19 protein-coding genes are annotated in these 14669 nt (G+C 63.3%); 9 read left to right on the top strand and 10 right to left on the bottom strand.

Translation table 11 applies throughout. The annotated features are described in order from the left end of the window. Positions 1–27 precede the first annotated feature (27 nt). Entirely contained in the window at positions 28–285 is a 258-nt protein-coding gene (locus X727_RS160030; protein WP_023683072.1) for a DUF1150 family protein, read from the top strand. A gap of 71 nt (positions 286–356) precedes the next feature. Here X727_RS160030 and ptsN read toward each other — a convergent pair whose 3' ends face one another. The 6 genes from ptsN to lptC all read right to left on the bottom strand — a co-directional run bounded on the left by ptsN (position 357) and on the right by lptC (position 5752). Beyond that, positions 357–821: a PTS IIA-like nitrogen regulatory protein PtsN gene (gene ptsN / locus X727_RS160025; RefSeq protein ID WP_023669743.1), complete on the bottom strand. Its 465-nt coding sequence runs from the start codon at positions 819–821 to the stop codon at positions 357–359. A gap of 108 nt (positions 822–929) precedes the next feature. Beyond that, on the bottom strand, positions 930–1514 hold the full coding sequence (gene raiA / locus X727_RS160020; protein WP_023751408.1) for a ribosome-associated translation inhibitor RaiA: 585 nt from the start codon (positions 1512–1514) through the stop codon (positions 930–932). 397 nt (positions 1515–1911) lie between these two features. Beyond that, a complete protein-coding gene (rpoN, locus tag X727_RS160015) occupies positions 1912–3438 on the bottom strand; it encodes an RNA polymerase factor sigma-54 (protein WP_023833671.1) in 1527 nt (508 codons plus the stop codon). Between the two features lie 214 nt (positions 3439–3652). After that, complete coding sequence (lptB, locus tag X727_RS160010; RefSeq protein ID WP_023669746.1) at positions 3653–4471, bottom strand: LPS export ABC transporter ATP-binding protein; 819 nt, start codon at positions 4469–4471, stop codon at positions 3653–3655. Continuing rightward, positions 4468–5052, bottom strand: a complete 585-nt coding sequence (locus X727_RS160005; RefSeq protein WP_023683069.1) for an LptA/OstA family protein — start codon at positions 5050–5052, stop codon at positions 4468–4470. Before X727_RS160005 ends, lptB begins: the two co-directional genes overlap by 4 nt. Further along, the gene (gene lptC, locus X727_RS160000) at positions 5039–5752 is read right to left on the bottom strand and encodes an LPS export ABC transporter periplasmic protein LptC (RefSeq protein WP_023669748.1); all 714 of its coding nucleotides are present in this window, start codon (positions 5750–5752) and stop codon (positions 5039–5041) included. The genes X727_RS160005 and lptC overlap by 14 nt, the downstream gene beginning before the upstream one ends. 295 nt (positions 5753–6047) lie before the next feature. Between lptC and sppA the strand changes: the two genes are divergently transcribed. The 4 genes from sppA (at position 6048) to X727_RS159980 (ending at position 8763) form a co-directional block, all read left to right on the top strand. After that, on the top strand, positions 6048–7004 hold the full coding sequence (sppA, locus tag X727_RS159995; RefSeq protein WP_023820573.1) for a signal peptide peptidase SppA: 957 nt from the start codon (positions 6048–6050) through the stop codon (positions 7002–7004). Between the two features lie 80 nt (positions 7005–7084). Continuing rightward, positions 7085–7369 carry an integration host factor subunit beta gene (locus X727_RS159990; protein WP_006200394.1) on the top strand — a complete coding sequence of 95 codons (285 nt, stop codon included), beginning with the start codon at positions 7085–7087 and terminating at the stop codon, positions 7367–7369. A gap of 52 nt (positions 7370–7421) precedes the next feature. Next, on the top strand, positions 7422–7766 hold the full coding sequence (locus X727_RS159985) for a lipopolysaccharide assembly protein LapA domain-containing protein (RefSeq protein ID WP_023698203.1): 345 nt from the start codon (positions 7422–7424) through the stop codon (positions 7764–7766). 31 nt (positions 7767–7797) lie between these two features. Beyond that, positions 7798–8763 carry an ornithine cyclodeaminase family protein gene (locus X727_RS159980; protein WP_023683067.1) on the top strand — a complete coding sequence of 322 codons (966 nt, stop codon included), beginning with the start codon at positions 7798–7800 and terminating at the stop codon, positions 8761–8763. Here the strand turns inward: X727_RS159980 and X727_RS159975 are convergent. The 4 genes from X727_RS159975 to X727_RS159960 all read right to left on the bottom strand — a co-directional run bounded on the left by X727_RS159975 (position 8753) and on the right by X727_RS159960 (position 10886). After that, the gene (locus X727_RS159975) at positions 8753–9169 is read right to left on the bottom strand and encodes a VOC family protein (RefSeq protein ID WP_031203909.1); all 417 of its coding nucleotides are present in this window, start codon (positions 9167–9169) and stop codon (positions 8753–8755) included. The two genes, X727_RS159980 and X727_RS159975, sit on opposite strands and share 11 nt — an antisense overlap. 104 nt (positions 9170–9273) lie before the next feature. Then, a complete protein-coding gene (locus X727_RS159970; RefSeq protein ID WP_023833673.1) occupies positions 9274–9705 on the bottom strand; it encodes an EVE domain-containing protein in 432 nt (143 codons plus the stop codon). After that, complete coding sequence (locus tag X727_RS159965; RefSeq protein WP_023712334.1) at positions 9702–10097, bottom strand: VOC family protein; 396 nt, start codon at positions 10095–10097, stop codon at positions 9702–9704. The genes X727_RS159970 and X727_RS159965 overlap by 4 nt, the downstream gene beginning before the upstream one ends. A 90-nt stretch (positions 10098–10187) precedes the next feature. Next, positions 10188–10886: a YafY family protein gene (locus tag X727_RS159960; RefSeq protein WP_023833674.1), complete on the bottom strand. Its 699-nt coding sequence runs from the start codon at positions 10884–10886 to the stop codon at positions 10188–10190. Between the two features lie 127 nt (positions 10887–11013). On the opposite strand from X727_RS159960, the gene X727_RS159955 reads away from it, so the two are divergent. The 4 genes from X727_RS159955 (at position 11014) to X727_RS159940 (ending at position 14568) form a co-directional block, all read left to right on the top strand. Then, on the top strand, positions 11014–12096 hold the full coding sequence (locus X727_RS159955; protein ID WP_023833675.1) for a class I SAM-dependent rRNA methyltransferase: 1083 nt from the start codon (positions 11014–11016) through the stop codon (positions 12094–12096). Between the two features lie 34 nt (positions 12097–12130). Then, a complete protein-coding gene (locus tag X727_RS159950; RefSeq protein ID WP_023817164.1) occupies positions 12131–12988 on the top strand; it encodes an RNA methyltransferase in 858 nt (285 codons plus the stop codon). Then, complete coding sequence (gene lspA, locus X727_RS159945; protein ID WP_023817163.1) at positions 12985–13473, top strand: signal peptidase II; 489 nt, start codon at positions 12985–12987, stop codon at positions 13471–13473. Before X727_RS159950 ends, lspA begins: the two co-directional genes overlap by 4 nt. Before the next feature lie 105 nt (positions 13474–13578). Next, the gene (locus tag X727_RS159940) at positions 13579–14568 is read left to right on the top strand and encodes an MDR family oxidoreductase (RefSeq protein WP_023740833.1); all 990 of its coding nucleotides are present in this window, start codon (positions 13579–13581) and stop codon (positions 14566–14568) included. Positions 14569–14669: the final 101 nt, after the last annotated feature.

Raw genomic sequence — 14669 nt, forward strand, 5'->3', positions numbered from 1 at the left:
GGCGTCCTCGCGCCAAGGAGGCTTGAAATGACCAGAACTGACGAAACCATCACCATGACCAGCGGCGAATTCGCCCATCTCGGCGAAGGCTCGGTCGCTTATCTCCGCAAGGTCTCGAGCGACGAGCTGCTCGGGCGCTTCCCCAACCTCGGCGAAATAGCGCCTGGTATGGTCCTGTGGGCCCTGTTTGCCGCCAACGGCCAGCCGATCCTGCTTTCGGATGCGAAAGACCGGGCTTTGGCCGGCGCCATGGAAAACGACCTGACCACTGTCGCCATTCACTAAGGCGACTGCTGGCGGTTGAAATGGAGAGGGCCGCCTTCGGCGGCCCCTGGAAGACTTAAATCCGAAGAACTTCAGGCGGCGTGCGAGGCCTGCGTGTCCGAAAGCAGTGCGTGGATGGCGACCGCGTCGCGCGTGCCTCTGATCTTGGCCACCGTGTCGGCGTCGCGCAAAACCCTGGCGATGCGCGACAGTGCCTTGAGGTGATCGGCGCCGGCGCCTTCCGGGGCCAGCAGCAAAAACACCAGATCGACCGGCTGGTCATCCAGCGCCTCGAAATCGACCGGCGTCTCCAGCCGGGCAAAGACGCCGGCGATGCGCTTCACCCCGGCGAGCTTGCCGTGCGGAATGGCGATGCCGTTGCCGACGCCGGTGGAGCCCAGCCGTTCGCGCTGCAGGATGGTGTCGAACACTTCGCGCTCCGGAATGCCGGAAATCGCCGCCGCTCTCTCGGACAGCAACTGCAGAAGCTGCTTTTTGGAGTTCGCCTTCAACGCCGGCAAGATCGCCGGAACGTTGAGAAGATCGCTCAGATCCATATTTGAAATCCCTTATTCGCCTGCCGTCGCCAGTCCTCGCCCCTCGCGCGGCTGGCTATTATCTCCGCGAGACCATTGTCGTCACCTGTGCGACCATTGTCGTTGTCGTCACGCCTGTGCGACTTTGGTCGTCGACGGGTCGATCCAGCCGATATTTCCGTCGGGCCGCCGATAGACGATGTTGAGGTGGTCGTTTCCGGCGTTGCGGAAGACGAAAACCGGGCTGTCCTTGGTGTCGAGTTCGATAACCGCCGACGCCACCGACATGGTCTGCAGCGTCATGGTTGATTCGGCGACGATGGCCGGGGCGTAGTCCTCCGGAATGTCCTCATCGTCATCGGTCAGCGGCGCCATCACCGTATAGGCGATGTCGGTGATTTCGCCATTTCCATTGCCTGAATTGTGCGATTTCAGACGGCGTTTGTAGCGCCGCAGCCTGGTTTCGAGGCGGTCCGCGGCCGCCTCGAAGGCAAGTGTCGGATCCTGGGAATCGCCGGTTGCCTGCAGCGAAGCGCCGGAATCCAGCCTGATCATGCAATCGGCCGAGTAACGCGACCCCGATTTGATGACCGTGACGTGCCCTGAAAAACCGCGATCGAAATATTTTCCAATCGCCTCGCCGACACGATCGGTAATGCGCGTACGCAACGCATCGCCGATATCCATGTGTTTACCCGATATGCGCAATTTCATCTGAAAACTGACCTTCCTTGCTCAGGCTTCAAACTGGCCAGAGTTTATACTCGTGATCCGTGCGCACAAGCTTTGCGGCGTCAACTCGCGCCGATTTTAGATCCGAACTTTCCGGTTGATCACAATCCGCCTTCTTGGCCGTCCCGTGGCCTTCATCGTGACGGACCATCCGCATGCGGGCCGCGAGCCCGTCTCATGCGGGCGGGCTTCTAGACACTTCATTGCAGCTTGTCAATTAATGCATGTCGCCCAGAAGTGCGCTGCGGTTCTGGGACAACGACATGCATCAAAACAAAGACTTAAAGCGCGTCGTATGAATCCGTTTCAGCGCGATGCGCTTTAAGGTCGGAAAGTTGTGGAATCCAGCCATAGCAAAAGCCTTGCCGGGCAAGCAGACCTAGCGCCCCGCGCTCGCCAGAGCGCGCTTTTCACGCCGCCGCTGCACCGACGAGGGAATATTCATACCCTCCCGGTACTTGGCCACCGTGCGCCGGGCAATATCGACGCCGCTTTCCTTCAACATATCGACGATTGCGTCATCGGACAGCACATCGGCGGGCTTTTCCTCGTCGATCAGCTGCTTGATGCGGTCGCGCACCGCTTCCGAGGAATGCGCATCACCGCCGCCCGACGCCGCGATCGAAGCCGTGAAGAAATAACGCAGCTCGAACACGCCACGCGGCGTCAGCATGTATTTGTTGGCCGTCACCCGGCTGACGGTCGATTCATGCATGCCGATGGCATCGGCCACCGTGCGCAGGTTGAGCGGCCTGAGCTGACGCACGCCATGGACGAGAAAAGCGTCCTGCTGGCGCACGATTTCCGACGCCACTTTCAGGATCGTCTTTGCCCGCTGGTCGAGACTGCGCGTCAGCCAGTTGGCATTCTGCAGGCATTCGGCCAGGAAATCCTTCTCCGCCTGATTCTTCGCATGCGGCGAGACCTGGGCGAAATAGATGTGATCGACAAGCACGCGCGGCAGCGTCTCGGCATTGAGCTCGACCGTCCAGCTGCCGTCATTGGCGGCGCGGACTTCGACATCGGCGACGATGGCGTCGCTGGCGCCGCCCGAAAACGCCATGCCCGGGCGCGGGTCGAGCGCGCGGATTTCGGCCAGCATGTCGAGGAGATCCTCCTCGTCGACCCCGCAAAGCCGCTTCAGCGTCTGGAAATCGCGCCGCGCCAGGAGTTCTAGGTTGCCGATCAGCGTCTTCATCGCCGGATCGAGACGATCGCGCATGGCAAGCTGCAGCGACAGGCATTCGGCAAGGTCGCGCGCAAACAGGCCGACCGGCTCGAATGTGTGGCAGGCTGCCAGCACATTGGCCACCATCGCCTGATCGGCGCCGAGCCGTTTGGCGATCTCGGCGGGATCGGCGCGCAGATAGCCGGCCTCGTCCAGGCCGTCGGCCAGTTCGGCTGCGATCAGCCTTGCGGTCGGATCGGCAAAGGCAAGCGCGATCTGCTCGCCAACATGCTGGCGCAGCGTGATCGCTGCGGCTGCCATGTCGCCGACGTCGAAGCCTTCGGAAGAACCGGACGAACTATTGCCGGTGGCCGACTTCCACTGCGCCGTCAGGTCCGGGCCGAGCCGCTCGCTGGTGCCGGGATCGTCGGGGAACAGATTTTCCAGCGAGCTGTCGAGCTTGTCGGAGATCGCTTCGGCGCTCCACGCCGTCTCGTTTTCGAACCAGTCGCCATCGGCGGCAGGCTCAGGAGCGGCATCGCCCTTCTGCACCTGGTCGCTTGCGGCGTCATCCTGGGGCTCGGCGCGCTCCAGCAGCGGATTGCGCTCGATCTCGTCGTCGATGAAGTGGTCGAGCTCGACATGGGTGAGCTGCAACAGCCTGATCGACTGCATCAGCTGCGGCGTCATCACCAGCGACTGGGATTGTCGTAGCTGTAGTTTCGCCGCCAACGCCATGGTTCGGTTTCAAACGCCCTTCTGCACCCGGAAGCCTACACATCAGAAGCTGCCGGAAAATGAATATTTCCGACCTTCCATAGAAACTGGCCCGGCTTTTGCTTGTCAAGGCGAACGATGGCAAAAGGCCCCTACCGAAGCATTATCTCACGCAAAATCGGAGAAAAAAGCCCGGCGGGGCGGCAAAAATCACGTCAGGAAACAAATTTCACGCTCAGAGCGTGAAACCTTCGCCGAGGTAGAGCCGGCGCACATCGGGGTTCGCCACCACCTCGTCGGCACGGCCATGAGTCAGCACCTGGCCGGCATGGATGATGTAGGCGCGGTCGATGAGGCCGAGCGTTTCGCGCACATTGTGGTCGGTAATCAGCACGCCGATGCCGCGCGCCGTTAGATGACGAACCAGCTGCTGGATGTCGGCGACGGCAATCGGGTCGATGCCGGCGAACGGCTCGTCGAGCAGCATGTAGGCCGGGCGCGTCGCCAAAGCTCGGGCGATCTCAAGACGCCGCCGCTCGCCACCCGACAGCGACATGGACGGCGACTTCCGCAGATGGCTGATGTGAAATTCCTCGAGCAGTTCGTCGAGATTGCGCTCGCGCACCTTGCGGTCCTTCTCAACCACTTCGAGCACGGCGCGGATGTTCTGCTCGACATTCAGGCCGCGGAAGATCGAGGCTTCCTGCGGCAAATAGCCGATGCCGAGGCGGGCGCGGCGGTACATCGGCATCGAGGTGACGTCGAAACCGTCGATCTCGATCGTGCCCTCATCGACCGGCACCAAGCCGGTGACCATGTAGAAACAGGTGGTCTTGCCGGCGCCGTTCGGCCCGAGCAGCCCGACAGCCTCGCCGGCGCGCACGCCGATGGTGACACCGCTGACCACCTTGCGGCCCTTGTAGCTCTTGGTCAGACCCTTGGCGATCAGGGTGCCCTTGAACTTCGAGGAATCAACGGTGACTGTGGCCGGTGCTGCAAGTTTACTGGCCGCCCGTCCCGGAAGGCGGGTCAGCAGCGAAGACACGCCAGTCATTCGGGCTTCGGGGCCTCGGATTTCGGTGGCGGCGTCATCGACATGATGACGCGCCCGCCGCAGCCATCGACCTGAGCAAGGCCGCTTTTCATCTGCACGGTGAGCTTGCAGCCCTTGAGGACGTTGGGTCCTTGGGACAAGACGACCTCCTTGCCCGACAGAACTAGCACCTGCGTCTTCATGTCGAACGTGGCGTTGTCGCCGGTGGCGATCTGGTCATTCGACTTGATGTAGACTTTGTTCTTGACCACCAGATGGTCGATATTGGCCGAACCGGTCATCGCCGAAGCGCCGGCGGCAGCACCTTTGGCGGCGTTGGGGTCCTTGACGTAGTAGACCTCCATGCTGCCGGCCTTGAGCAGCGTTGGCCCTTGCGTGACGGTGACGTTGCCGCTGAACAGCGCCATGCTGTCGGCCTGGCGGACCTCAAGTTTGTCGCTCTCGATCTGGATCGGCTGGTCGCCCGACAGTTTGAGCCCGGACTGGCTGCTGGCGCTGGACTGAGCCCAGGACGGCGCCATACCCAGCAACAGCAAGGCCGAAGCTGCGGCGACAAGCCGTGCCGAATTACTGGGACGCATTCGTTTCTCCGCTCTTTGCCTCTGCCGCCTTCATAGTGGCCGGATCGATGTGAACGCTTACCTTGTTCTCGAAAACGATGACCTTGCCATTGTCTTCGACCGACATTGAACCCGCGGTGATCCGCGAGCCGTTACGGCTGACATCGACCGCATCACCTGTCTTCATAGAGCCTTTGCCCATATCGAGGAAGACCGATTTGAAGATGGCAGCGACGCCGTCGGTGGTGGTGACGGTAACGTCGCTGGTCATGTCCATCGTGTTGGCGTTTCTGTTGTAGATCCCGCGCTTGGCGTCGACGGTCGCCACATTGTCGGCCGTCAGCGGCAATTTGGCATGGATGCCTTCGAGTTCGATGATGTCCTGCTTGCCGACATCCTGGATGGCGCGCAAGGCCGTCAGCGAATAGGGCAGCTTGTCCTTGGTGAAGCCGTTGAGCTTCGGATTGGCCATCACCAGCTTGCCATCCGCGAAAGCGGTGCCGTCTGCCTGTATCGAAATGTTGATCGGCGCCGCCAGATAGGAATAGACCGGAAACGCAACCGCGATCCCGGCGGCAAGCACCGGCACGGCAAACTTAAGCACGCGCACGCGGCGCGAGTGGCGCTGGGCGCGGTCGAAGGCGTCGCCGCGCGTGCCCGCTGGCGCCGTGGGCGCCAAGGCCGCATCGGCATTGGTCGGTTCGTTCGATCGCGCAAGCATGACTGACTTCTAATAAACCCTTGTCCGCCAAAACACCTGCTATAGGTGGGTTGCCGGCCCCCGCAAGCAAGCACAAGCGGAGGAAAACCGCAAAAATGTGACGGCCGCTGTTTTACAGACGGAACTCAGGCGACACAATTTCGTCACTTCATAGCAGAAACGAACGCGCCGCGTCATTTTTTCCTGAAATGCCTCCGTCGTGAAGGTCGCTTCGTCGCAGGCCCTTGAGGAAGAGGTAGCCGGGCGCGGACGCTTGCTTTAAAAGCATCGCTTCCCACCGACTGTGAGGCAGACCATGGCACTGAGAGCCGACGACCTGATCGACCGCCGCCGCTTGCGGCGCAAGCTGACCTTCTGGCGCGGCGCCGCCATTGCCGTCGTGGCCCTTGGGGTGATTGCGCTTGCAAGCTGGTTCTATGGCGGCGACCTCGGCGGTTCTTCCGTCGACCACATCGCCAAGGTCAGGATCGAAGGCACAATCACCGAAGACGAGGAACTGATCAAGCGGCTGGAAACCATCCGCACGTCCTCGCAGGTCAAGGGCGTCATCCTGGCGATCGATTCGCCCGGCGGCACCACGGTCGGCGGCGAATCGATCTACGAGGAGGTGCGCAAGCTTGCCGCCGACAAGCCGGTGGTGGCCGAGGTCGGCACGCTGGCCGCATCGGCCGGCTACATGATCGCCAGTGCCAGCGACCATATCGTTGCCCGCAAGACGTCGATCGTCGGCTCGATCGGTGTGCTCATCCAGTATCCCGATGTCAGCGGTCTGATGGACAAGGTCGGCATCAAGCTCGAGGAAGTGAAATCCTCGCCGCTGAAGGCATCGCCCTCGCCCTTCAAGCCGACCAATGAAGACGAGCGAGCCATGGTCCGCAAGCTCATCCTCGACAGCTATGACTGGTTCGTCGGCATCGTCGCCGAGCGCCGCAAAATGACCCGCGATCAGGCACTGGCCCTTGCCGACGGCTCGATCTTCACCGGCCGCCAGGGCCTTGCCAACGGTCTGATCGACGCTGTCGGCGGCGAGAGCGTGGCGATCGACTGGCTGGCGACCAAGGGTGTCGACGCCAAGCTCAAGGTGGTGGAATGGAAGGACACCGAGCGGCGTGGCGGCTTCCTGTTCTCGAAAGCAATAGCGCGCAGCGTCGGCAGCGCGCTCGGCCTGTCGGAGGCCGGCAGCGACGTGCTTCACGAAATTGGCGCGGATCGCTTGTTTCTTGACGGTCTCGTTTCCGTCTGGCACCCTTGATCTGCCGGTTGGGGCGAGTAAAAAAGCAAATAAAATCATCCTGATAATTTGACCGCAGCGCTTTCACGGGGACCTTTCTGATGATCAAATCCGAGCTTGTGCAGATCATTGCCACGCGCAACCCGCATCTTTTCCTGCGCGACGTCGAAAACATCGTGGGAGCGATCTTCGACGAGATCACCGATGCCCTGGCGGAAGGCAATCGGGTCGAGTTGCGTGGCTTCGGCGCTTTTTCGGTGAAAAATCGCCCTGCCCGCACCGGCCGCAACCCGCGCACCGGCGAATCCGTCGAGGTCGAGGAGAAGTGGGTGCCGTTCTTCAAGACCGGCAAGGAATTGCGTGAAAGGCTGAATGGCGGCAAGTAGGCGCGGACCACGCGCCGACCTTATCAAGGCCTGCCTTCTCCAGGGAATCTCTATGTTGAACCGCTTCATACTTATCGTGGTCTTCGTGCCGCTCGCCGTCATCCTGATTGCGCTGGCCGTCGCCAACCGCGAGCTGGTCGCCTTCACGCTCGACCCGTTCAACCCCGGCAATCCGAAACTGACGCTGACCTTGCCGCTGTTCATCTTCCTGTTCGTGGCGCTCGCCATCGGCATGGTCGTCGGCAGCCTGGCGACCTGGGTCAAGCAGGGCCGCTACCGCAAGCTGGCGCGCCAGCGCGGCGTCGAGGCCGAGAATTTGCGCCAGGCGGTCAGCCGGGTACCCGCCGCACCGCAAGGCTCGGGCCAAGGGCCGGCGCTGCCGAAGCCAACGGCCTGAAGCCGGCGCTTTTATCTTCGCGGAGTTTTGCATGCTGACCATTTCGGCCGACGCTGTCGACCAGGCGCTGACCTTTCCCGGGCTGGTCGAGACATTGCGCGCGGCCTTCCGCGAGGGTGCTGTGCAACCCGTCCGCCATCATCACGGGGTCGAGCGGCCCGACGGTGCCACATCCACGCTGCTTTTGATGCCGGCGTGGACCGACTTCCATGCGGCCGGCACGTCGGTCGGGGGTCATATCGGCGTCAAGATCGTCACCGTATCGCCCGACAACAACGCCATCGGCAAACCGGCGGTAATGGGGCTCTACCTCCTGCTCAACGGCGCCACCGGCGAGCCCGAAGCGCTGATCGACGGCCAACGGCTGACACAGTGGCGCACCGCTTGCGCCTCGGCGGTGGCGGCCTCCTATCTCGCCCGCGAGGACGCATCGCGGCTTCTGGTGGTCGGCGCCGGCGCGCTGTCGCCGTTCCTCGCCAAGGCGCACTCCGCGGTGCGGCCGATCAAGACCATCCGCATCTGGAACCGCACGCCCGCCAATGCCGAAAAGGTCGCGGCTGATTTGCGCGCGGACGGTTTCAACGCCGAGGCCGCAAGCGATCTCGACGCCGAACTCGCCGAGGCCGACATCGTCTCATCGGCGACGATCACGACGACGCCGCTGGTCAAGGGTGCGCTGCTCAAGCCGGGCGCGCATGTCGATCTGGTCGGCGGCTTCACGCCGACCATGCGCGAGAGCGACGACGACGCGATCGCGCGCGCCCGCGTCTATGTCGACACCCGCGCCGGCGCCACCAAGGAAGCCGGCGACATCGTCCAGCCGCTCGCCTCCGGCGTGCTGAAGCCGGAAGCCATCGTCGCCGATCTGCATGAGCTGGCGCGCGGGGAAAAACAGGGCCGGCAGAGCCCCACTGAGGTCACGCTGTTCAAGTCGGTCGGCGCCGCGCTTGAGGACCTTGCCGCCGGCATTGCCGTCTACAACGCGCTCAAGCAGTAGCGTCTGCGCCGGTTCTGCGATCGAAGTTCCTGATCGCTTCCGCGCCGACCGGGGTGAAGAAGTTCACCAGATTGCCATCGGGATCGCGCAGCAGCAGCGACCGGTTACCCCATGGCATCGTCGTCGGCGTCTGAACGAAATCGCCGATGATTTTCGCCAGCCTGCTGTACTCAGCATCAACATCGGCGACGCGAAACTCGACGATCGCTGAGCGATTGGCGGACGGCTGCGCCACATCAGTTCCGAACAGGGCCAGCGTGCGGGTGCTGCCGATCGCCAATGTGCAGGACGACGTTGCCAGTTCGGCGAAATCGTCTGTCAACCAGGTTGCGGTAAGCCCGGTGATCGTCTCGTAGAATGCCACCAAGGGCTTCATCTGGTCGGTAATGATGCGGATCCTGGGCAAGCGCGTCGCTATCTGAAGACAATCGCTTGTCGCACAAGGCTGCTGACAACTTGGTGTCAGCAGCCTTGTCACGGTGTGCCTTGCCCATCCGGCGGCTGGATGCTTCAGCCTGCCTTCATGGCAGCGCCCATCGCCTCGGCGATCAGCGCGAAATCATGCGCCGTAATTTCGAACAGGCCAAAGCGCAGTTGATAACCCCAGTTCGATTTGCCCGCGGTGAAGTCGAGCTGCTCGAGCAGCGGCTTGATCGGCGCTTCCTCGGCCTTGGCCCATTCGACATCCCTGCGGAACGGCGTGAAGCCACCACCCATGTCGCCCTGGTAAGGCTCGCCTTCTCGCACGGTGCCGATTGCCGTGAAGGCCTGCAGGCCGTCCTTCTCGCGCAGAATTGCGGTCGGCGAGTAGTAGATGATGCCGTCGCCGGGCTTGATGCGGCGCAAAGGTGCCGCCTTGCCGTGGTTGACCTGCATGAAGCCGGCCTCGCGGCCGCGCCGGACATGTTCGGCGGAAGCGACCGCGATCCAGTGTGCACTCATTGCTGTTCCCCATTGGCCTGTTCTCCATCGTTCAGCCAGTAGACGCGCAGCCGGTGCTTGTCGGGATCGAGCGCAACGAAGGTGCGGCCGAAGTCCATGTCGGTCGGCGTCTGCAGGATGGTCAAGCCGCGTCCTGCCCAGTCCGTGTAGGCGGCGTCCACCGCATCAGGCCGGTCCAACGCGAAGACGAGCTCCGCACCGCCGCCCGCCGCTGCGGCCGCCGGCTCCACGGTGTGGCGCGACCACAGGCCGAGCTTGAACCCATTGTCGAGCACGAACAGCACGAAGGTCGGCGACGTCTCCACCGGCTGGCGTCCCAGCAGCGCACCGTAGAAGGCGCCGCTCCGCTCCGGGCTGTCGACATAAAGGATGACGAAATTGGGGGTGTTCATGTCTGCTCTCCAGGTTTCGATTGGAGGAGCATAGGTGACGCCACTGTCAGATTCTGGCAGCAGCGTCTTGTGGGCGCGTGGAAAGGAGCATTAAGCGCCAGGCTGGCGCTTCGGTGCGTCCAGCGTCGCGCGCCATTCCTTCAGCAGCGCCTGCCGACGACGCGGATAGCGGATATCCGTGGTGTTGAGCCCCGACATCCGGTCGGCGCGAAAATGTCTGAAATCCTGCCGCGTCTCGCACCAGGCCACCACCACCCGCACCTTGTCGAAAAAGCCGAGCGCGAATGGCCAGATCAAGCGCTCGGAGGCGGCGCCGCCGGCGTCGCGGTAAAGAAAGCCGAGTTTTCTCTCGTTGCGGATCGCCTGGCGCACCAGGCCAAGGTCGATGCTTTCGACAGCATCGCCGTGCGGCCCGACCAAAAGCGCGGTCGCATCGAGGTCCTCGCGCAGATCGTCCGGCAGCACAGCGGCGATCTTGGCCAGCGCGTCGGTGGCGGCGGCCGACAGCCGCGTGTCCGGTTGTCTGGCAACCCGACGCGATCCCAGAACGATGGCCTCGATCTCCTCGTCGGTGAACATCAGCGGCGGCAGCATGAAGCCGGGTTTCAGCACATATCCCAGCCCAGCCTCGCCCTCGATCGGCGCGCCTTGCCCCTGCAGCGTGGCAATGTCGCGGTAGAGCGTTCGGATTGAAACGTCCATCTCGCCGGCAAGCGTGCGACCGCTCACCGGCCGGCGATGCCGGCGCAGGATCTGGATCAAGTCGAGCAGGCGTTCGGAACGGGACATGATTCCAGATTTGCCTGTTTCCTCAGCGAGGTCCACCACCTCAGACATTCGCACGCTGGACCATTTTGTTTGCGCAGCCGGTGACCCTATGTCAAAAGCGGCCTGCCGCCTCCGGAGACGCTCCTGCTTGAAGTCTTTTCGCGACAAACGCCGCGACAACCGTCCGCCCGCAAAGGGCAGGACCGAACATGCGCGGCCGCAGCCGGAGACCGTACCAGTCCGACCCGAAGCCAGACAGCCACGCCACGAAACAAAACCGGACGACCGGTCTGATCCGAAGCCCGCCCCCCGTATCCTGGCGCGTCGCGAAGGCGTCCTGCCCACTGAGCGCCTGCCGGTGATCCTCGAAGTTGCGCCCAATCAGGATTATGCACTGCTCGACAGCGGCGCCGGCGAAAAGCTCGAACAATACGGCCCCTACCGCATCGTGCGGCCCGAGGGACAGGCGATCTGGCAAAAGGCCTTGCCCGCCAGGGACTGGGACCGAGCCGACGCCATCTTCACCGGCGATACCGACGAAGAAGGCATCGGCCGCTGGCGTTTTCCGAAGGTGCCGCTGGGCGAGACCTGGCCGATGAAGCATGACGGCATCGACTATCTCGGCCGCTTCACCTCGTTTCGCCATGTCGGCGTCTTCCCCGAGCAGGCTTCGCACTGGGACCATATGGCCAGCCTGATCGCGGCGGCCAAGCGCCCGGTCAAGGTGCTGAACCTGTTCGGCTATACCGGGCTCGCGTCTCTCGTAGCCGCCCGTGCCGGCGCCGAGGTCACCCATGTCGATGCCTCCAAGAAGGCGGTCGGCTGGGCGCGCGAAAACCAGGAAATGGCCGGTCTCGGCAGCAAGCCGATCCGCTGGATCGTCGACGATGCAGTGAAATTCGCCGAGCGCGAAGAGCGCCGCGGCAGCCGCTACGACATCATCCTGTTCGACCCGCCCGCCTATGGCCGCGGCCCCAAGGGCGAGGTCTGGCAGTTGTTCGAGGACCTGCCCGGCCTGACCGATCTTTGCCGCGCGATTCTGACGCCGAAACCGCTCGCCGTGGTGCTGACCGCCTATTCCATCCGCGCCTCCTTCTTCGCCATCCATGCCTTGATGCGCGACACCTTTGCCGGCATGGGCGGCACGGTTGAATCAGGCGAACTGATCATCCGCGAGCAATCCGCCGGCCGGGCGCTGTCGACATCGCTGTTTTCGCGCTGGGTGGCCTGAATGCCCGGGAGACCTGAATGCCCGGGAGTCCCGAATGAATGAGCGGCACGCAGGTGCGCCCGGGCAGGTCAAGGAAGTCACCAGCCTTGCCAATCCGCTGATCAAGGACATCAAGGCGCTCGCCCAGAAGAAATTCCGCGACCAGCAGAACGCCTTCATGGCCGAAGGGCTGAAGCTGGTCATCGACGCCCTCGACCTCGGCTGGTCGATCAGGACGCTGGTTTTCGCCAAGGCCGGACGCGGCAATGCGGCGGTCGAAAAGGTGGCGGCGCGCACGGTTGCCGCCGGCGGCACCGTGCTGGAAGTGTCCGAAAAAGTGCTGGTCGCCATCACCCGCCGTGACAATCCGCAAATGGTTGTCGGCGTCTTCCGGCAAAAACTGCTGCCGCTAAGAGACATCCGCGCTCACGACGGCGACGTCTGGGTGGCGCTCGACCGGGTGCGCGATCCCGGCAATCTCGGCACCGTCATCCGCACCGTCGATGCCGTCGGCGCCAAGGGCGTCATCCTGGTCGGCGAGACTACCGATCCTTTTTCTGTCGAGACCGTGCGCGCCACCATGGGCTCGATCTTCGCCGTGCCGGTGACCAAGGCGACGCCGGAAGCATTTCTGGCTTGGCGAAACAGCTTCTCGGGCCTGGTGGTCGGCACCCATCTGAAGGGTTCGGTCGACTACCGCTCGGTCGATTTCTCCCGAGGACCGGTGCTCTTGATGATGGGCAATGAGCAGCAGGGCCTGCCCGACAATCTGGCGGAAAGCTGCGACCGGCTGCTGCGGATTCCGCAGGCCGGCCGCGCCGATTCACTCAATTTGGCGGTCGCCACCGGAATCATGCTGTTCGAGATCCGGCGCGGCGCGCTGAAACTTGCCCCCGAGGACGCCACATCGTGAAATCATGGTCTCCCTATGCGCTGCTGGTGGTGGTGGCAATCGCGCTCGACCAGTGGATAAAGCATCTGATCGAGACCGGCCTCGTCTTCCAGGAAAAGCTCGACCTGGTGCCATTCCTGGCGCTGTTTCGCACCTACAATACCGGCATCGCCTTCTCGATGTTCTCGTCCTTCGGCGACACCGGCCTGGTCGTCATCGCGGTCGTGGTCGTTGCCTTTGTGCTTTACCTCGCAACGCGCACCCCCGCCGGCCATGTGCTGGCCCGCATCGGCTTTGCATTGATCATCGGCGGTGCGATCGGCAATCTGATCGACCGCGCCGTCTACGGCCACGTCATCGACTATATATTGTTCCACACGCCGGTATGGTCCTTCGCCGTCTTCAACCTCGCCGATGCCTTCATTTCGGTCGGCGCGGCGCTGGTCGTCTTCGACGAGTTCATAGGCTGGCGGCGCGAGGCCAAGCCGCAAGGCCCAGAAGCCTGACGGCCCGACTCTTTTGACCAATTGACCTCGCCGGACGGTCGCCGCACAGTTCGGCCAGAGCCAGCCAATGCCGACCGCCAGCCTTTGCGAAGCCGAGGAGAAGAGATGCCTGAAACCTTCAAAGCCATCCTCGTTTCGCGCGACGCCGAAAAGAAACAGTCGGTGGAGGTCGTCGATTTCGGCGAAGCCGATCTGATGGAAGGCGACGTAACCGTCGCGGTCGAGGCGACGACGGTCAACTACAAGGACGGGCTGGCCATCACTGGGAAAGCGCCAGTGATCCGCCGCTGGCCGCTGGTGCCGGGCATCGATTTCGCCGGAACCGTCCTCTCCTCATCGCATGCCGACTGGCGCAAGGGCGACAAGGTCATCCTCAATGGCTGGGGCGTCGGCGAGACGCATTTCGGCGCCTATGCCGGGCGCGCCCGCGTCAACGGCGACTGGCTGGTGCCGTTGCCCGACGGCATCAGCGCGCACGATGCGATGGCGGTCGGCACCGCCGGCTATACGGCCATGCTCAGCGTCATGGCGCTGGAGCGGCACGGCATCCTGCCGGATCGCGGCCCGGTGGTGGTGACGGGTGCAGCCGGCGGCGTTGGGTCGGTCGCGGTCTCGATCCTGTCCAGCCTTGGCTATCACGTCATCGCCTCGACCGGCCGCAACGCCGAAAGCTCCTATCTGATCGACCTCGGTGCCGCCGAAGTGATTTCGCGCGAGGAACTCTCCCAGCCGGCCAAGCCGCTGGCCAAGGAGCGCTGGGCCGGCGGCATCGATGCCGTCGGCAGCCACACGCTGGCCAATGTGCTGTCGATGACCGCCTATGGCGGCGCGGTCGCCGCCTGCGGCCTGGCGGGTGGCATGGATCTGCCGTCGAGCGTCGCCCCGTTCATCCTGCGCGGCGTCTCGCTGCTCGGCATCGATTCGGTGATGGCGCCCAAGGCCGTGCGCCTCGAAGCCTGGCGCCGCATCGGCAGCGATCTCGATCTGCAAAAGCTCGCCGGCCTGTCGACGACCATCGGCTTCGACGACATCATCGCCGCCGCCCACGACATCGTCGAGGGCAAGATCAGGGGGCGCATGGTCGTGGATATGTGAGGCCCCGAAGCCGCCAGAACGGGCGGCAAAAATGCATGACCGCTAAAATTCGAACGATCCGCCGCGCTTTTCCATAATCTCTATCTGGCAAGGAGTTCCGC

This window comes from Mesorhizobium sp. L103C105A0, from assembly GCF_000502215.1.
GTDB lineage: Bacteria > Pseudomonadota > Alphaproteobacteria > Rhizobiales > Rhizobiaceae > Mesorhizobium.